This is a genomic window from Streptomyces sp. NPDC044984, from assembly GCF_040646935.1.
In the GTDB taxonomy this organism is placed as follows: domain Bacteria; phylum Actinomycetota; class Actinomycetes; order Streptomycetales; family Streptomycetaceae; genus Streptomyces.
On record NZ_JBEZBE010000021.1, the window covers coordinates 106,759 to 122,944 of the forward strand.

Below are 16,186 nucleotides of genomic sequence, written 5' to 3' on the forward strand. Positions count from 1 at the left end.
TTCTCCTCCGGGGCAGTTGCGGCGGGGCGTGCGGGTGAGAGGGTGCGCGCGGCCTCGGCGGGACCGGCGCACGGGTGCCCTCAGCGGGGGCGGGGCGGGAACGCGGACGTCGACGTCCGCTCAGAAGGAACGACAGAGCATGGCGGCGACACGGCACAGGTCTACTGCCCGCCGCTTCGTGAGATCCGCCTGTCGTTTCATGCGTCCGATCGTAAGGAGGGACGGGCGGGCATGTCACCGGTGTGTCGCATGATGAGACGCGATCGTCCGCGATGCGGGATGACGCACCGCGGGAGCGGCCCTCCCCGCCCCTCCGTCCCTCCCGGCTCCGTCCTCACATCTGCCCTACGGACGCCCCCGTCTCGCCTGTCGGACAACGCCCCCCGTCACACCACTCCCTACCCGACCAGCCGGACGTCGGAACCCTTCACCGTGATCTCCACCCCGTTCTCCGCGGCCTCGACCTTGTCCAGCCGGATGCCGCCGGGCAGTCCGTCGATCCGCTGCTCGAAGTCGATGATCCGCCGCACGCTGGACTCGACGATCTCGGCCCCGCCGATCTCCGGCACCGCGTCGGCCCTCACGCGCACGGTGTCGCCGTCCACGACCGTCACGGAGCTGAGCACGGAGACCGGCTCGGGCAGCTCGACGCCCAGCACGGTGGCCTCCACCGCGACCTTGATCTTCCCGTTGCCGCCGTCGGACAGGCCGACGATCCTGGCGGTGACGCCGGGGCCCACCCGGCCGGGCTCGGCCTTGCCGGCGGTCTTCAGCAGTTCGTCGTAGGCGATGGTGGCCGTGCCGGTGGCGCTGTCGGCGACGGCGGAGCTGAAGTCGGTGGAGAAGTCGACGCCGTGCATGTCCGCGCGCAGGTCGGCGATACGGATCCTCGCGGCGCCGTCACCGGTGCCGGCCTCGTAGTCCCGGATGCCTACTTCCACCTCGTCGAGGGTGCCGCCGGCGAGCTGGGTGAGGAACGGGAAGCCGTTGATCGACACGTCGGGGGTGCTCGCCAGGTTCTCGGTCGCCTTCAGGCGGTCGGCCGCCTCGCCCTCGGCGAAGTTGACGGCGACCCGGTCGACGATGACGAAGATGCCGCCGAGTATCACGATGACGATGAGCAGTATTCGCAGTGCGCGCATGCGGTGTCCCCCACCTGGCGGTTTCGACGAGGTCGTGCCGCGAGGGTAACCCTGTGGGGGGTGGGGGCCGGGAGATTGTCGATCACCTGTGACAGGGGACCGCTCCACGGGCGTCCCACCCACCGGCCGTCAGGCGGACAGTCGTCCCAGGACGTACACCGCGGGGGCCGCCGCGGCCAGGGGCAGGGCCACGCCCGCCGTGAAGTGCACGAAGCGGGACGGGTAGTCGTAGCTCGCCACCCGGTGGCCGATCAGCGCGCACACCGCCGCGCCCGCCCCCACCAGCGCTCCCGCCGGCCCGTCGAGCGCGAATCCCGCGCCCGCCGCGGCCGCCGCCGCGACCACCACGGACACCGGCGTCGGCAGCGGCAGCGCCCGCGCCACCGTCCCCGCCGCCACGGCGGCAGCGCCCACGGTCACCGCGGACGCGTCCGCCGCCAGGTACCCGGCCGCCGCGATCGCCAGCGCCGCCGCCACGACCGTCGCCATCAGGCCGTACATCCGCTCGTCGGGATCCGCGTGCGACCGCAGCTGCAGCACCAGCGACAGCAGCACCCACACCCCGAGCGTCCCCGGGATCGCCACCGTCGACCGGTCGGACAGCAGCAGCGCCGCGTCCACGGCCAGCGCGCCGAGGAACCCCAGCGCGATCCCCTGCCGGGCCGGCCACATCCCGTTCAGCCGGAACCAGCCCGCCGCCGTGAGCCCCTGGAGCACCACCAACGGCACCAGCAGCGCGTACGTCCCCAGCGCCGCCCCGCCGGCCAGCAGCAGCCCCAGCAGCGCGGTGAGCAGCGCCGGCTGCATCCCGGGCTCGATGATCGGCGACCGCCCCTCGGCCCGCGCCCGCTGCGCGTCCGTGACGCGCGAGTTCCCGCCCAGCGTGGCCGGGCCGTACTCGGGCCCGGACCCGTCAGCCACCGGGGCCACCGGGGCCTCCGGAACCGCCCGGGGAACGGGAGCAGGAGCGGGGGAAGCCGGAGCGTACGCCTCCGCGGCCACCGGAGGCTGCGTCTGCGTCTCCCACGTCTGCCCCTGCCACTGCTGCGTGTACTGCTGGTCCGCGTACGGGTCCTCGTACGCCTGCTGCTGCCCCGGCCACACGCCCTGAGCCCGCTGCGGATCCTGGTACGGGTCGTACGCCCCGTACGGCTGGTTCGTCATCGCTCACCCTCCTGCGAACGGCGGAAGCACCTCGACCGTGCCGCCGTCGGCCAGCCGTACCGTCTCATGCGCGCGCTTGCCCACGGGATCCCCGTCGACGAGGAACGAGCACCGCCGCAGCACGCGCGCGAGTTCGCCGGGGTGCCGCCCGCGCACCGCGTCGAGCGCCTCGGCGAGCGTGGCCGCCTCGTACGCCTCCTCGGCCACCCCGGCCGCGGCCTTGGCGGCGGCCCAGTACCGCACCGTGACCTTTGCCATCTGCTGATCCTCAATCGGTCGACGACGAACGACGAACACCGTCAGGCTCACGCGTTTCCTTCGGTGTCCGTAGTGATGGTGTCATCTGGTGGTGTCGTGCCGTGCGTCCGGTGTCGGTGCGGTAGGTGGGTGTGGGGTTCGAATGTGTGACCTTCGCGCGGGTGTGTCGTTGATCGGATGACAGCATCGCGGGTAAAGGGGGGTCGATGAGCCGGAAGCTGCCGGTCGGCGAGGGCGAGACCTCCCGTACCGCGTGCGCTCGTGGCCTGCTGCGCGCGGCGGTTGACGAGAAGACCGGTGAGTTCATGTCCGCCTCCTTGCTGGCCGAGCGGGTCGGCTGGGCCGTGGACCTCGTGTCCGGCATGACACGCGAGCTGATGACCGAGCGCTGGAATGCCACCGACGTGGACGTCCTCGCCTCCGGTGAGGATGCCGGGGGCCAAAAGCTTCCGTCGAACGCCTGGATGGCGCTGCGGCGCCTGGGCTGGACCGTGACCGCTCCCGGGGGTGTGAAGGTCAACGACCGGATCGTGCGCATGGCCCAGGAACAGGCCGGCCGCACACTCCGCTCCGCGAAGTGGCGCGTGGACCTCACCTCCGGTGTCCTTGCGGCCTGGCCCGCCGATCCGGCCAGGCGGACCGCCCAGGAGTGGGACGCGGTCCGCGAAGCGGTACCCGGTGGGCAGCATCTGCCGTCCGGTGTCATCAAGTCCCGCACCCGGCAGATCGCCGCGTTCGCCGGGAAGCACGGGCGGATGCCGGCCGATGTGTTCCAGCTGGAGGCCGCGCCCCGGGTCGCCCGAATGCTGTTGCTGTCCGCCTGCGACGGACAGCAAGCCACCATCGAACGGCACGAGAGTGATCCGGGCCGGGCGCTGCTGCGCCTACAACTGCCCACCCGACCCGACCCGCGCTCCTACCAGGACTGGACGTGGACCACCTGCCCCGTCGCGCTGCCGCCGACGATCCCCATGGGCGCGGTGCTGCACCTGCCCACCCTGCGCATCCACCAGGGCACGGTACGGGCCGATCTCGCCTACACCCACGCCGTCCCCAAGATCCGGCGTACCGGGCACACAGTGGCGCTCGGTGTGGACTGGGGCCTGAACACCCTGCTGTCCGCCGGCGCCGCCCGGCTCCACGCCGACAAAACCATCACCTCACCCGGCTCCGGCGGCATGTTCCGTACAGCCGGTGTGCTCGCGAAACAGCACCGGCTGCGCCGCCTGTCCGAGCACCTGCGCGCAAAGGCCGACCACTACCAGCGGCTCATCGGCGACGACACCGACCACCCGCTGACGGCCAGGACTCTGGCACTCATGGACGAGATCCGGCACGTGTCCGCCCGGCGGTCGAACCTCAACAACGCCCTCGCACAGGCTGCCGCCCGCTGGACCGTCGACCAGGCCATCGCCGCCGAAGCGAGCGTGATCTACGTGGAGGACCTCCGTTCCATGGAGGCCCGCGGCATGGGCCGCACGATGAACACCCGGCTCTCCCAGCAGGTACGCGGGCAGATCTTCGACCGGATGCGGCACCTCGCCGCCGAAGTGGGTATTGCCGTCGTCACCGTCCCGGCCCGCAACACCTCCAGGCACTGCCCCCAGTGCCTCGTTCCGCTGCGGCACCGCAAGGCACCGGACCGACCCACCACCCCCGGCTGGAAATGGGCACTCTGCCCGTCCTGCGGATACCAGGGCGACCGCGACACGGGTGCGTGGAAGCGCATCGCCGCACGCGGCCTGGCCCACCAGGCCAAGACCGTCGCAGACCGCACCGGCGGTGCCCTGGTCATCCGCTCCGTGATCGACGGACTCGAAGCCGAAGCCGCCATCACCCCGACCACCAACACCGGCCGGGACCGGTCCAAAACCGGACCCACCCGGCCCCGGACAGCACGTCCGACGCCCAGGCGACGCCGGACACCCTCCCCCGCCGGACCGCAAGGCCCAGCAGGCAAGCGTCCGGAGGGACACGCTCACACGGACCGGACCCGGCTGCCCCGCGCAGCCCACCGGCACCAGGACGTGACGACGACCAGCACACCCACCACCAGCCGACACCGGCCACGCGGAGCAGCACTGGGCGCGGGATTCCATCTCCACGCTCACGCTTCCCCGCCCAGGTGGACAGAGCACCCACCGGACCCCACGGTCCGCTCAGCTGATCAGAGACGCTAGCTCGCTCGGCCCACCACCCAGTCCCCGATCCGCCCCAGCAGCGCATCCGGCGCCGCGTTCTCCGCGTGCCCCATGCCGGCCTCGATCCACAGCTCCCCGTGCTCCCCGGCGGCGGCCGCCAGCGTCCGCGGGTGGTCGAGCGGGAAGTACCCGTCCTGGTCCCCGTGCACGATCAGCAACGGCGTGGGCGCGATCCGCGGCACCGCCTCGACGGGCGACACCGGCACCGGGTCCCACTGCCGGTGGTGGATCCGCGTCCGCAGCCCGTACCGCCCCACCAGCCGTCCGGACGGCCGGGTCACCAGCCAGTGCAGCCGCCGCATGGGGGCGGTCCCCCGGTAGAACCACCGCGCGGGCGCGCTCACGGAGACGACGGCGTCGACCCCGGCGTCCCGGCCGGCCGCGGCGTGCCGCAGCACCACCGACCCGCCCATGGAGAACCCGACGGTGGCCACCCGCGCGTACCCCAGCTCACGCGCCCATCCGACCGCCGCCGCGAGGTCGAGCACCTCCCGGTCCCCGACCGTCGACCGCCCGCCCGACGCCCCGTGCCCCCGGAAGGAGAACGTCACGACGCTCCCGTACCGCGCGAGGGTCCGCGCCACCCTCCGCACGTGCGGCCGGTCCGCGTCCCCGGTGAACCCGTGCGCGATCACGAAAACGAGATCGCGGGAAGGGGAGGCACCCGGTTCGTACGGAGCACCCGGTTCGTATACGGAATCGATCGCCACGCCGTCCGTGGTGCGCAAGAACGTCCGCAAAGGCGCCCCGCCCCGTGTTACCCCACCCGTCTCGGAATATGGACGAATGGTGGAACGAACGGTGGATCGCGCCACATGACCTGCCCGACCGGTACTCATGTCGGCTATTCTGCTGCGAAGAGGACTCGGGCAGCGAAGCCCCCGGGTCCTTTTGTGCTTTCGGAAGCGTTGTATACGAACGCGGGAAACCGCCGGTGTACGGGCCGTCGAACGCACGCAGCAATGCCGTAAACGTCCTCGCAGGGACCGAGGAGGAACCAGACGTTATGGGCGAGCGAACCGTGCACGAGCGAACGACGACGACCCGGGCCGGAGGGGTGCGATGAGCTCTCTGCTGCTCCTGACCAACGCCCTCCAACCGTCGACGGAGGTGCTCCCCGCCCTCGGCCTGCTGCTGCACAACGTGCGGGTGGCCCCCGCGGAGGGCCCCGCCCTCGTCGACACCCCCGGCGCCGACGTGATCCTGGTCGACGGCCGCCGCGACCTCCCGCAGGTCCGCAGCCTGTGCCAGCTGCTGCGCTCCACCGGCCCCGGCTGCCCCCTCGTCCTGGTCGTGACCGAGGGCGGCCTGGCCGCCGTCACCGCGGACTGGGGCATCGACGACGTCCTCCTGGACACCGCGGGCCCGGCCGAGGTGGAGGCGCGGCTGCGCCTCGCCATGGGCCGTCAGCAGATCGTCAACGACGACTCCCCGATGGAGATCCGCAACGGTGACCTGTCGGTCGACGAGGCGACCTACTCCGCGAAGCTCAAGGGCCGGGTCCTCGACCTGACCTTCAAGGAATTCGAACTGCTCAAATACCTCGCGCAGCACCCCGGCCGGGTCTTCACCCGCGCCCAGCTGCTCCAGGAGGTCTGGGGCTACGACTACTTCGGCGGCACCCGCACGGTCGACGTCCACGTACGGCGTCTGCGCGCCAAACTCGGCCCCGAGCACGAGTCGCTGATCGGCACCGTCCGCAACGTCGGTTATCGGTTCGTCACCCCCGAGAAGCCCGAAAAGCCGGCGCGCGCCGCCGAGGACGCCGAGGCCGCCAAGGCCGAGGAGAAGACGGACAGCGCGGAAACGGCGTCATCCAAGGTCTGATACGCCCTGCCCACCCCGGGTATATCCGCGTAGACTCCGCGCGTGGCCAAGGTAACCAGGGATGATGTGGCGCGGCTGGCGGGGACCTCCACCGCCGTCGTCAGCTACGTCATCAACAACGGACCCCGGCCGGTCGCCCCGGCCACGCGCGAGCGTGTCCTCGCCGCGATCAAGGAGCTGGGGTACCGGCCGGACCGGGTCGCCCAGGCGATGGCGTCGCGGCGCACGGACCTCATAGGCCTGATCATCCCGGACGCCCGCCAGCCGTTCTTCGGCGAGATGGCGCACGCGGTCGAGCAGGCCGCCTCCGAGCGCGGGAAGATGGTGCTGGTCGGCAACACCGACTACATCGCCGAGCGCGAGGTCCACTACCTGCGGGCCTTCCTCGGCATGCGGGTCTCCGGCCTGATCCTGGTCAGCCACGCGCTCAACGACCAGGCCGCCGCGGAGATCGACGCGTGGGACGCCCGGGTCGTGCTGCTGCACGAGCGCCCGGAGGCGATCGACGACGTCGCCGTCGTCACCGACGACCTCGGCGGCGCCCAGCTCGCCGTGCGCCACCTGCTGGAACACGGCAACGAGTACGTGGCCTGCCTCGGCGGCACCGCGGAGACCCCCGCCGTCGGCGACCCGGTCTCCGACCACGTCGAGGGCTGGCGGCGCGCGATGGACGAGGCCGGCATACCGACCGAGGGCCGCCTCTTCGAGGCCCCGTACAACCGCTACGACGCCTACCGCGTCGGCCTGGACATCCTGTCCGGCCCGAACCGCCCGCCCGCGGTCTTCTGCTCCACCGACGACCAGGCGATCGGCATCCTGCGCGCCGCGCGGGAGCTGCGGATCGACGTGCCGGGCGAGCTGGCGGTCGCCGGGTTCGACGACATCAAGGAGGCGGCGCTCGCCGATCCGCCGCTGACCACGGTCGCCTCCGACCGTTCGGCGATGGCCCGCGCGGCGGTCGACCTCGTCCTGGACGACGGCGTGCGGGTGGCGGGCTCGCGCCGCGAGCGGCTGAAGGTGTACCCGTCCCGCCTGGTGGTACGCCACTCCTGCGGCTGCAGGCAGTAACCGGACCCTACGGCCGGCCCCGGCGGTCCTTATATCGGGCATACGAGGTTCTGCCGGGCTTCTCAGCACACACTCAGCTCGCTCTCATCGTCGGGCGCGAGGCTCGGAGCCATGACCGAGAGCCTCCGCCCCAGCGGCGAGCACGAGAGCAGCCCGCACCAGGTGAACCCCGAGTGGCCGCCCCCGCCGGCGTACGCCCCGCCGACGCACGCGCAGCCCTCGTCCCGGCTCGCGCAGGAGCCCGCGCCGCAGCCCGCGAAGCGGAAGCGCGCCCGCGGCCCGGCGGCCCTGCTCGCCGCCGTGGCGATCGTCGCGGCGGCCGTGGGCGGCGGCACCGCCTACGGCGTGCAGGAGCTGACCGGCAACGACACCGTCGCCTCCAGCTCGACCAGCACCACCGTCGTACCGGCCGGCCAGAAGGGCACGGTGTCCGGCGTCGCCGAGGCGGTCACCCCGAGCATCGTCGAGATCAACGCCACCTCCAACTCCGGGTCCTCCACCGGCTCCGGCGTGATCATCACGTCCGACGGCGAGATCGTCACCAACAACCACGTCGTGTCCGGCGCCTCCTCGATCGAGGTGCGGACCAGCGACGGCAAGACGTACGAGGCCAAGACCGTCGGCACCGACAGCAGCAAGGACCTCGCCCTGATCAAGCTGGCGAACGCCTCCGGTCTGCAGGCGGCCACCCTCGGCGACTCCGACGGCGTGCGGGTCGGCGACCAGGTCGTGGCGATCGGCTCCCCCGAGGGCCTGACGGGCACGGTGACCAGCGGCATCGTCTCGGCCCTCGACCGTGACGTGACGGTCTCGACGGACGAGAGCGAGGGGCAGCGGCAGCAGGGCGGCGGCTGGCCGTTCGAGTACGGCGGCCGGGAGTTCAACGGCGACACGGGCAGCTCCACCACCACGTACCAGGCGATCCAGACCGACGCGTCCCTGAACCCGGGCAACTCCGGCGGCGCGCTGATCGACATGAACGGCAACATCATCGGCATCAACTCCGCGATGTACTCGGCGAGCGGCAGCGGCTCGTCCTCGTCCGAGGCGGGCAGCGTGGGCCTGGGCTTCGCCATCCCGGTCAACACCGTCAAGTCGGACCTGCCGGCGCTGCGCTCCGGCTCGACGACCTGACGCGCCGCCCGCGTGACGTGCGAGGCTGAAGGCCTGAAACCGTAGAGAGCCGTGAGGAACCCCGAGCCCATGAGCCCCGCAGAAGGCGACCGTGACCCCCAGCGCATCCTGATCGTCGACGACGAGCCGGCGGTGCGCGAAGCACTCCAGCGCAGCCTGGCCTTCGAGGGGTACGGCACCGAGGTCGCCGTCGACGGCGCGGACGCCCTGGAGAAGGCGGCGGCGTACCGTCCCGACCTGCTCGTCCTGGACATCCAGATGCCCCGGATGGACGGCCTGACCGCCGCCCGCCGCATCCGCGCCACCGGCGACACCACGCCCATCCTGATGCTGACCGCCCGGGACACCGTCGGCGACCGGGTGACCGGCCTGGACGCGGGGGCGGACGACTACCTGGTCAAGCCGTTCGAGCTGGACGAGCTGTTCGCCCGTATCCGCGCGCTGCTGCGCCGCAGCTCGTACGCGGCGGCGGTGGCCGCCTCCGCCGAGTCCGACGACGTCCTCGCCTTCGCCGACCTGCGCATGGACCTGTCGACCCGCGAGGTCACGCGGGGCACCCGGCGGGTGGAGCTGACCCGCACGGAGTTCACGCTGCTCGAGATGTTCATGGCGCACCCGCGCCAGGTGCTCACCCGGGAGCAGATCCTGAAGGCGGTCTGGGGCTTCGACTTCGAGCCCTCGTCCAACTCGCTCGACGTGTACGTCATGTACCTGCGCCGCAAGACCGAGGCGGGCGGCGAGCCGCGCCTGGTGCACACGGTGCGGGGGGTGGGGTACGCGCTGCGGCAGGGCGGCGCGGAGTGAGCGGGCTGGTCCGCCGCGTCCGTGCCCTGCCCATCCGGGCCCGGCTGTCGCTGCTGGTGGCGGCGGCGGTGGCGTTCGCGGTGGCGGTGGTGGCGGTGGCCTGCTGGTTCGTGGTGAAGAGTGTGCTGGTGAGCTCGCTGGACGAGGCCCTGAAGGCGAACCGGATGAACGGGCAGCAGGTGAGCAAGTACCTCGACCTGCGCACCGGTCTGTGCGCCCCCGACCCCGTCACCCCCGAGGAGAACCCCTTCGGCTCGTCCGTGCAGCTCGTGGACGACGAGGGCGGGAGCTGCCTCATCATCGGCACGGAGGAGGTCCCGCTCACCGGCGCCGACCGCGCCGTCGCCGAGGGCACGTCCCCCGACGCGCTGCACCAGGCGACGGGGACCGACGGCGGGCAGTACCGGGTCTTCACCTACACCGTGCCCGGCCTGCGCAACGTCGCCGTCTCCGCCGCCCGGCCGCTGAGCGAGGTGAACGACTCCCTCGGCAACCTCGCGCTGGTGCTGCTCTTCGTCGCGGGCGCGGGGGTCGTGGGTGCCGCCGCCGCCGGCCTCTGGGTGGCCCGGACCGCCCTGCGCCCCGTGGACGAGCTGACCCGGGCGGTGGAGCACGTGGCCCGGACCGAGGACCTCACCGTCCGCATCCCCGTGGCGGGCGAGTCGGAGGACGAGATCGCCCGGCTCTCCCGCTCCTTCAACTCCATGACGTCCGCGCTGGCCAGCTCCCGGGACCTCCAGCAGCAGCTCATCGCGGACGCCGGCCACGAGCTGCGCACCCCGCTCACCTCCCTGCGCACCAACATCGAACTCCTCACCCGCAGCGAGGAGACGGGCCGGCCGATCCCGGAGACCGACCGCAGGGCCCTGCTCGCCTCCGTGAAGGCGCAGATGACGGAACTGGCCGCGCTCATCGGCGACCTGCAGGAGCTGTCCCGACCCGACACCGGCCAGCACGCGGACCGGGCGCAGATCGTCGCCTGGCAGGACGCCGTCGAGTCGGCGCTGCGCCGCGCCCGGCTGCGCGGCCCCGAGCTGACCATCACGGCGGACGTCCACCCCTGGTACGTGCGGGCGGAGCCGTCCGCGCTGGAGCGGGCGGTGGTCAACATCCTCGACAACGCGGTGAAGTTCAGTCCGGAGGGCGGCACGATCGACGTACGCCTGGCCGACGGCGTCCTCACCGTCCGCGACCACGGCCCCGGCATCCCCGCCGACGAACTCCCGCACGTCTTCGACCGGTTCTGGCGCTCCCCCGGTGCCCGCGCCCTCCCCGGTTCCGGCCTCGGCCTGTCCATCGTGGCCCGTACGGTGCAGCAGGCGGGCGGCGAGGTGTCCCTGGCCCGGGCGGACGGCGGCGGCACGACGGCCACGGTCCGCCTGCCGGGCGCCCCGACCCCGCCGCCCGAGGTGCCCTGACCGAAGGCGGCGGCAACCTTTCCGTGCCGGGCGGCGACCGAACGGCGTCCCCACCCCCACACGGAACGGATCGCCGCATGAGCGAGCACCGCAGCACGGCCCGGCACCGCAGGCCCGGGAAGTTCCTGGCCGTCGGCCTCCCGCTGGCCCTGACCGCCGCCGGGGCCCTGGTGTACGGCACCGACGTCGTCCCCCAGCGGGCGTCCGCCGCGACGACGGCCGCCGCCCCCGCCTGGGCCACCGCCACCGCCGACGGCTTCGCCTCCGTCGACGCGCTCGGCCAGAACGGCACGTACGGCGGCCGGGACGGCCGGACCGTCACCGTGCGCACGCAGGCGGACCTGGAGAAGTACGCCACGGCCGCCGAGCCGTACGTCATCGTCGTGGCCGGGACGATCATGATGAACCCGGTCGGCAAGGAGGTCAAGGTCGCCTCCGACAAGACGATCGTGGGCTCCGGCACGTCCGGGCACATCGTCGGCGGGGGCTTCTTCCTCGGCCAGGGCGTGCACAACGTGATCATCCGCAACCTGACGATCCGGGACGCCTACCAGGGCGTCTGGAACGACAAGGACCACGACTACGACGCGATCCAGATGGACGGCGCGCACCACGTCTGGATCGACCACAACGACCTGCGGAACATGGCGGACGGACTGATCGACGTCCGCAAGGACAGCACGTACGTGACGGTCTCCTGGAACAGGCTCAGCCAGAACAACAAGACCTTCGGCATCGGCTGGACCGAGAACGTCACGACGGACATCACGATCCACCACAACTGGTTCCGCGAGACCGAGCAGCGCAACCCCTCCACGGACAACGCCGCCCACGCGCACCTCTACAACAACTTCCTCGAGGACGTCGCGGGCACGAGCATCAACTCCTCGTACGGCAACTACTCGCGCGGCGGCACCCGGATGGTCCTGGAGAACAGCTACTTCCAGGGCATGAGGAACCCCGTCATCAAGGACGCGACGGCGACGGTCGTGCAGCGCGGCAACGTCTTCTCGGGCACGTCGGGCCGCAACGAGAGCGGGGGTACGGCCTTCGACCCGAAGGCGTACTACGCGTACACGCTCGACAAGGCGGCGGACGTGCCGTCCCTGCTGAAGTCGGGCACCGGGCCGCGGAGTTCCATCGGCACGACGGCATCGGCGGCGGAGGCGTCGACGAAGGCCGCGGCGGCCACCACCCTCACCGTCGCCAAGGACGGCAGCGGCCAGTACAGGACGGTCCAGGCGGCGGTGAACGCCGTCCCCGCGAACAACGCCTCCCGCGTGGTGATCTCCATCAAGCCGGGCACGTACCGCGAGACGGTGAGGGTCCCGTCGAACAAGCCGCACGTCACCTTCCAGGGCACCGGCGGCAGCCGCAAGGACACGGTGATCGTTTACAACAACGCGGCGGGCACGCCGAAGCCGGACGGCTCGGGCACGTACGGCACCTCGGGCAGCGCCACGGTCGCCGTCGAGGCCGACGACTTCCAGGCCCGCAACCTCACCGTCTCCAACGACTTCGACGAGGGCGCCAACCAGTCCCTCTCCGGCCACCAGGCGGTCGCCCTGCGCACGGCGGCCGACAAGGTCCTCCTCGACGGCGTGATCGTCGAGGGCGACCAGGACACGCTCCTGCTGGACACGGCCGCCAAGGACAAGCTGGGCCGGGTCTACGTCACCAACTCCTACGTCGTCGGGAACGTCGACTTCATCTTCGGCCGGGCGACCGCGGTGATCGACCGCTCGGTCATCACCCTGAAGAAGCGCTGGGACGGCACCTCGGCCGGCTATGTCACGGCCCCGAGCACCGCCGCGAACCGCAAGGGCATCCTCATCGCCAACTCCACGGTGGGCGGCGCCGTCTCCGACCGCACCTTCTACCTCGGCCGCCCCTGGCACGCCGGCGGCGACGCCTCCCTGGACCCGCAGACCACGGTCCGCAACACCAGCCTCAGCGCCGCGGTCCGCACCACGCCCTGGACCGACATGAGCGGCTTCTCCTGGAAGGACGACCGCTTCGCCGAGTACAGGAACACGGGCGCGGGTTCGGGCACGGCGAGCAGCAACCGCCCGCACCTGACGGACGCCCAGGCCGCCGACCAGGAGGTCGCGGACTGGCTGGCGGGCTGGACCCCCACGGCGTCCTGACCCCGCCCCTCGCAACAGGCCCCACGCCGTCCTCCCGGCGTGGGGCCGGACAGCCTCAGTGGAAGCCGAGCATTCCGGGGGAGTCGATGTCGACCGTGAGCACACCGGGCGGGTAGTTGTCCTCCCGGCCGGTCAGGATGATCGACATGCCCCCGGTCTCCCTGTGCGGGGTGGCGATGTAGAGGGCGTGACAGGTGTCGGTGCCGCCCCAGCCCTCTCGGTGCATACTGCCGACCGTTGCCGCCGCTGTCTGGTGGAGCGCGTCGACCATGACGCCAGGCAGCGCGAGCACATCACCGGCAATGCCCTTCGCCATCGACTCGGCGTACATCAGGCACAGCGCCGGGACGTGCAACCACTCACCGGGTGTGTGGGCCACGTTGTCGGCGAGATGATGCAGAGCGCGGTGCCCCTGGGCAAGGGCGACGACAGCGCTGGCGTCGAGAATGATCAAGCGGCCCGTCCTCGCTGTGCGTGCATCTTCTCGGCGGCCATCGCATAGACGTTGGCCAGGACGTCCGGCCCTTGATCGAATTCCTCGTCGGTCAGCGTGCATCCCATCCGCTCCCGCAGCACCGCGCGCGTGGCGGCCACGCGTTCCGCGATCTGGTCGGCGGTGAGTTCCTGCGTCGCCAACTGCTCGACCAGCTGCCCAAGGGTCATGCCCCGCTCCTTCGCGACCTGGGCGAGGTGGTCACGGGTCTGCCGGGACACCTGAATGGTGGTGTGCTCTGCCATGGATTCACCATAGCCAGGCCGCAGCAGCCCGCACGGGCTCACCCGATCGCATCACCCGAAAGAGGGGGTGTGACACGCTTCCGGGTATGTCGACACCACCGGACGGGCTGCCCGTCTACCGCGTACTGACCGGTCCCGACGACTCGGCCTTCTGCCACCGGGTGAGCGAGGCGCTGAAGATGGGGTACCTGCTGCACGAAGGTCCGTCGGTCACCTTCGACGGCGAGCGGGTGATCGTCGCGCAGGCGGTCGTGTGGCCCGGGTAGGGGCACGGGCATGCGTCGGGGCCGGTACGAGGCGGTGAACCCGTCTCGTACCGGCCCCGTCAGTGCTTACCGCACGATGGTGATGCGGTCCGCCTTCGGCGGGGCGATCGGGGACGTGGGCGTCGAGTTGGCGGTCAGGTAGCGCTCGAGCGCCGCCAGGTCGTCCTCGCCGACCAGGTCGTTCGTGCCCTGGCCCAGGGTCGGGAAGCCGTCGCCGCCGCCCGCGAGGAAGCTGTTCGTGGCGACGCGGTAGGTGGCGGACGGGTCGATGGCCGAACCGTCGAGCCTGATCGAGTCCGTGACCACGCGGTCCGCGCCGGTCTTCGTCAGGTCCAGGGTGTAGGTGAGACCGGAGGAGATCTGGAGGATCTTCGGGGCCGCCTCGTTCGCGCCGCTGACCTGCTCCTTCAGGGCCTGGATGACCTGCGCGCCGGTGAAGTCCTGCAGGTTGACCGTGTTGGCGAAGGGCTGGACGGTGAAGGCCTCGGCGAACGTCACCACGCCGTCGCCCTCCGCACCACCGGCCGCGTGGGTGAGGGACGCGCGGATGCCGCCGGGGTTCATCAGCGCCAGGTCGGTCTCCGCGTCCAACGTCCTGCCGTACGCCAGCTGCGCGTCGGCGATCAGGTCGCCGAGCGGGGACTCGGTGCCGTCACGCACGATGTCGCCGGAGATGTAGCCGATCGGGCGGTTGCCGATCGGGGCGGCGAGGGTGTTCCACTCGTCGATCAGCGCGGTCATGTCGGGCGCCTTGGGGACGTCCCGGGTGACCACGTGGTTCGCGGACTTCACAGCCGTACGGGCGATGTCACCCGTGGCGCGGTCGTAGGTCAGCGTGGTGTCCGTGTAGAGGCGGCCGAAGGACGCGGCCGAGGTGACCGTGCGGGGCTTGCCCGCGGGGTCGGGGATGGTGCACGCGTACGCGTTGTGGGTGTGGCCGGTGACCAGCGCGTCCACGTCCGGCGTGACGTTCTTCGCGATGTCCGCGATCGGGCCGGAGATGCCGTCGCCGGCGCCCGGGGAGTCGCAGTCGTAGTTGTAGGCGGACGAGGCCGGGAAGCCGCCCTCGTGGATCAGGGCCACCATGGACTTCACGCCCTTGCGGCGCAGCTCCTTGGCGTACTTGTTGATCGTCTCGACCTCGTCCTCGAAGGTGAGGCCCTTGACGCCCTCGGCGGAGACGATGTCCGGGGTGCCCTCCAGGGTCACGCCGATGAAGCCGACCTTGACGCCCTGCTTCTTCCACACCCAGTACGGCTTGAGGACGGGCTTCCCCGTCTTCTCGTCCAGGACGTTCGCCGCCAGGTACGGGAAGTCGGCGCCCTCGAACTCCTCGTCGGTGTAGCAGCCCTCGGTGGGGTGGCAGCCGCCGTTCTGGAGGCGGCCCAGCTCGGCCGCGCCCTCGTCGAACTCGTGGTTGCCGACGCTCGTCACGTCGAGGTCGAGCTTGTTCAGCGCCTCGATGGTGGGCTCGTCGTGGAAGAGGCCCGAGAGGAGCGGGGACGCGCCGACCATGTCGCCGCCGGCGGCGGTGATGGAGTAGCGGTTGCCCTCGCGCGCCTCGCGCAGGTGGGTGGCGAGGTACTCCACGCCGCCCGCGTCGACGGTCTTCGTCGTGCCGTCGTGCTGGAGTTCGGTGACCCGGCCCGAGGAGCCGGACGGCGGCTCCAGGTTGCCGTGCAGGTCGTTGAAGGACAGCAGCTGCACGTCCTGGTAGCGGCCGTGGTCGCGGGACGTTCCCTTGTCCCCCTGGTTCTCGCCCGCCGTCGCCGACCCGGGCAGGGCGGCCGCGGCCAGCGCGCCGACGGTGAGCACACCGGCGGCGGTCGCGAGGAGACGGTGGGTACGGCGTCTGCGGCGCTGGTGGTGCGCCGGGGATGTGGCTGGCATGCGCCCCCCTGTGGGTCCGAATGGATACCGGCGCAGCCTAGAGTCAACGCGCGTAGCGCAACAGGGGCTCCAGGGTTACGGCCTGGTTTAACTTTCCCCCGCACCGTTGTCGTCCGTTTTACGGCACCC

Annotated in this window: 16 protein-coding genes; 8 read left to right on the forward strand and 8 right to left on the reverse strand. The window is 71.6% G+C overall.

The features are described 5' to 3' along the window. Positions 1-120: 120 nt before the first annotated feature. The 4 genes from AB0A94_RS23270 to AB0A94_RS23285 all read right to left on the reverse strand — a co-directional run bounded on the left by AB0A94_RS23270 (position 121) and on the right by AB0A94_RS23285 (position 2,564). Positions 121-201, reverse strand: a complete 81-nt coding sequence (locus AB0A94_RS23270) for a putative leader peptide (RefSeq protein ID WP_351515640.1) — start codon at positions 199-201, stop codon at positions 121-123. 197 nt (positions 202-398) lie between these two features. Continuing rightward, positions 399-1,142, reverse strand: a complete 744-nt coding sequence (locus tag AB0A94_RS23275; RefSeq protein WP_361747139.1) for a DUF2993 domain-containing protein — start codon at positions 1,140-1,142, stop codon at positions 399-401. A 129-nt stretch (positions 1,143-1,271) separates the two neighbouring features. Further along, entirely contained in the window at positions 1,272-2,306 is a 1,035-nt protein-coding gene (locus AB0A94_RS23280) for a hypothetical protein (protein ID WP_361747141.1), read from the reverse strand. A gap of 3 nt (positions 2,307-2,309) precedes the next feature. Further along, complete coding sequence (locus AB0A94_RS23285; RefSeq protein WP_217128729.1) at positions 2,310-2,564, reverse strand: MoaD/ThiS family protein; 255 nt, start codon at positions 2,562-2,564, stop codon at positions 2,310-2,312. A 206-nt stretch (positions 2,565-2,770) separates the two neighbouring features. On the opposite strand from AB0A94_RS23285, the gene AB0A94_RS23290 reads away from it, so the two are divergent. Further along, positions 2,771-4,744, forward strand: coding sequence for a zinc ribbon domain-containing protein (locus AB0A94_RS23290; RefSeq protein WP_361747143.1), 1,974 nt, complete (start codon positions 2,771-2,773; stop codon positions 4,742-4,744). Here AB0A94_RS23290 and AB0A94_RS23295 read toward each other — a convergent pair. Next, positions 4,741-5,604 (reverse strand): alpha/beta fold hydrolase, encoded by an 864-nt coding sequence (locus tag AB0A94_RS23295; RefSeq protein WP_361747145.1) that lies wholly within the window; start codon positions 5,602-5,604, stop codon positions 4,741-4,743. The genes AB0A94_RS23290 and AB0A94_RS23295 overlap by 4 nt on opposite strands. Positions 5,605-5,827: 223 nt before the next feature. Between AB0A94_RS23295 and AB0A94_RS23300 the strand changes: the two genes are divergently transcribed. From AB0A94_RS23300 to AB0A94_RS23325, 6 genes are all read left to right on the forward strand, one after another. Then, positions 5,828-6,592: a response regulator transcription factor gene (locus tag AB0A94_RS23300; protein WP_361747147.1), complete on the forward strand. Its 765-nt coding sequence runs from the start codon at positions 5,828-5,830 to the stop codon at positions 6,590-6,592. 42 nt (positions 6,593-6,634) lie between these two features. Further along, entirely contained in the window at positions 6,635-7,660 is a 1,026-nt protein-coding gene (locus AB0A94_RS23305; RefSeq protein WP_361747149.1) for a LacI family DNA-binding transcriptional regulator, read from the forward strand. A 111-nt stretch (positions 7,661-7,771) separates the two neighbouring features. Beyond that, the gene (locus AB0A94_RS23310) at positions 7,772-8,794 is read left to right on the forward strand and encodes a trypsin-like peptidase domain-containing protein (RefSeq protein WP_361747151.1); all 1,023 of its coding nucleotides are present in this window, start codon (positions 7,772-7,774) and stop codon (positions 8,792-8,794) included. 69 nt (positions 8,795-8,863) lie between these two features. Then, a complete protein-coding gene (locus AB0A94_RS23315; RefSeq protein ID WP_361747152.1) occupies positions 8,864-9,598 on the forward strand; it encodes a response regulator transcription factor in 735 nt (244 codons plus the stop codon). Then, positions 9,595-11,016, forward strand: a complete 1,422-nt coding sequence (locus AB0A94_RS23320) for a HAMP domain-containing sensor histidine kinase (RefSeq protein WP_361747154.1) — start codon at positions 9,595-9,597, stop codon at positions 11,014-11,016. The genes AB0A94_RS23315 and AB0A94_RS23320 overlap by 4 nt, the downstream gene beginning before the upstream one ends. A 77-nt stretch (positions 11,017-11,093) precedes the next feature. Next, a complete protein-coding gene (locus tag AB0A94_RS23325; RefSeq protein ID WP_361747156.1) occupies positions 11,094-13,163 on the forward strand; it encodes a pectinesterase family protein in 2,070 nt (689 codons plus the stop codon). Between the two features lie 55 nt (positions 13,164-13,218). On the opposite strand, the gene AB0A94_RS23330 is transcribed toward AB0A94_RS23325, so the two are convergent. Continuing rightward, positions 13,219-13,617, reverse strand: coding sequence for a hypothetical protein (locus tag AB0A94_RS23330; protein ID WP_361747158.1), 399 nt, complete (start codon positions 13,615-13,617; stop codon positions 13,219-13,221). Continuing rightward, positions 13,614-13,901 carry a hypothetical protein gene (locus tag AB0A94_RS23335; protein ID WP_361747160.1) on the reverse strand — a complete coding sequence of 96 codons (288 nt, stop codon included), beginning with the start codon at positions 13,899-13,901 and terminating at the stop codon, positions 13,614-13,616. The genes AB0A94_RS23330 and AB0A94_RS23335 overlap by 4 nt, the downstream gene beginning before the upstream one ends. 86 nt (positions 13,902-13,987) lie before the next feature. Between AB0A94_RS23335 and AB0A94_RS23340 the strand changes: the two genes are divergently transcribed. Beyond that, positions 13,988-14,167: a DUF1737 domain-containing protein gene (locus AB0A94_RS23340; protein ID WP_361747161.1), complete on the forward strand. Its 180-nt coding sequence runs from the start codon at positions 13,988-13,990 to the stop codon at positions 14,165-14,167. Between the two features lie 66 nt (positions 14,168-14,233). Here the strand turns inward: AB0A94_RS23340 and AB0A94_RS23345 are convergent, their stop codons facing one another. After that, on the reverse strand, positions 14,234-16,057 hold the full coding sequence (locus AB0A94_RS23345; protein WP_361747162.1) for a bifunctional metallophosphatase/5'-nucleotidase: 1,824 nt from the start codon (positions 16,055-16,057) through the stop codon (positions 14,234-14,236). Positions 16,058-16,186 lie beyond the last annotated feature (129 nt).

Coding starts and splice junctions, on each gene's coding strand:
- AB0A94_RS23345 (WP_361747162.1), bottom strand. CDS start 16,057: ATGCCAGCCACATCCCCGGCGCACCACCAGCGCCGCAGACGCCGTACC.
- AB0A94_RS23295 (WP_361747145.1), bottom strand. CDS start 5,604: ATGAGTACCGGTCGGGCAGGTCATGTGGCGCGATCCACCGTTCGTTCC.
- AB0A94_RS23310 (WP_361747151.1), top strand. CDS start 7,772: ATGACCGAGAGCCTCCGCCCCAGCGGCGAGCACGAGAGCAGCCCGCAC.
- AB0A94_RS23285 (WP_217128729.1), bottom strand. CDS start 2,564: ATGGCAAAGGTCACGGTGCGGTACTGGGCCGCCGCCAAGGCCGCGGCC.
- AB0A94_RS23290 (WP_361747143.1), top strand. CDS start 2,771: ATGAGCCGGAAGCTGCCGGTCGGCGAGGGCGAGACCTCCCGTACCGCG.
- AB0A94_RS23340 (WP_361747161.1), top strand. CDS start 13,988: ATGTCGACACCACCGGACGGGCTGCCCGTCTACCGCGTACTGACCGGT.
- AB0A94_RS23280 (WP_361747141.1), bottom strand. CDS start 2,306: ATGACGAACCAGCCGTACGGGGCGTACGACCCGTACCAGGATCCGCAG.
- AB0A94_RS23335 (WP_361747160.1), bottom strand. CDS start 13,901: ATGGCAGAGCACACCACCATTCAGGTGTCCCGGCAGACCCGTGACCAC.
- AB0A94_RS23275 (WP_361747139.1), bottom strand. CDS start 1,142: ATGCGCGCACTGCGAATACTGCTCATCGTCATCGTGATACTCGGCGGC.
- AB0A94_RS23270 (WP_351515640.1), bottom strand. CDS start 201: ATGAAACGACAGGCGGATCTCACGAAGCGGCGGGCAGTAGACCTGTGC.
- AB0A94_RS23300 (WP_361747147.1), top strand. CDS start 5,828: ATGAGCTCTCTGCTGCTCCTGACCAACGCCCTCCAACCGTCGACGGAG.
- AB0A94_RS23325 (WP_361747156.1), top strand. CDS start 11,094: ATGAGCGAGCACCGCAGCACGGCCCGGCACCGCAGGCCCGGGAAGTTC.
- AB0A94_RS23315 (WP_361747152.1), top strand. CDS start 8,864: ATGAGCCCCGCAGAAGGCGACCGTGACCCCCAGCGCATCCTGATCGTC.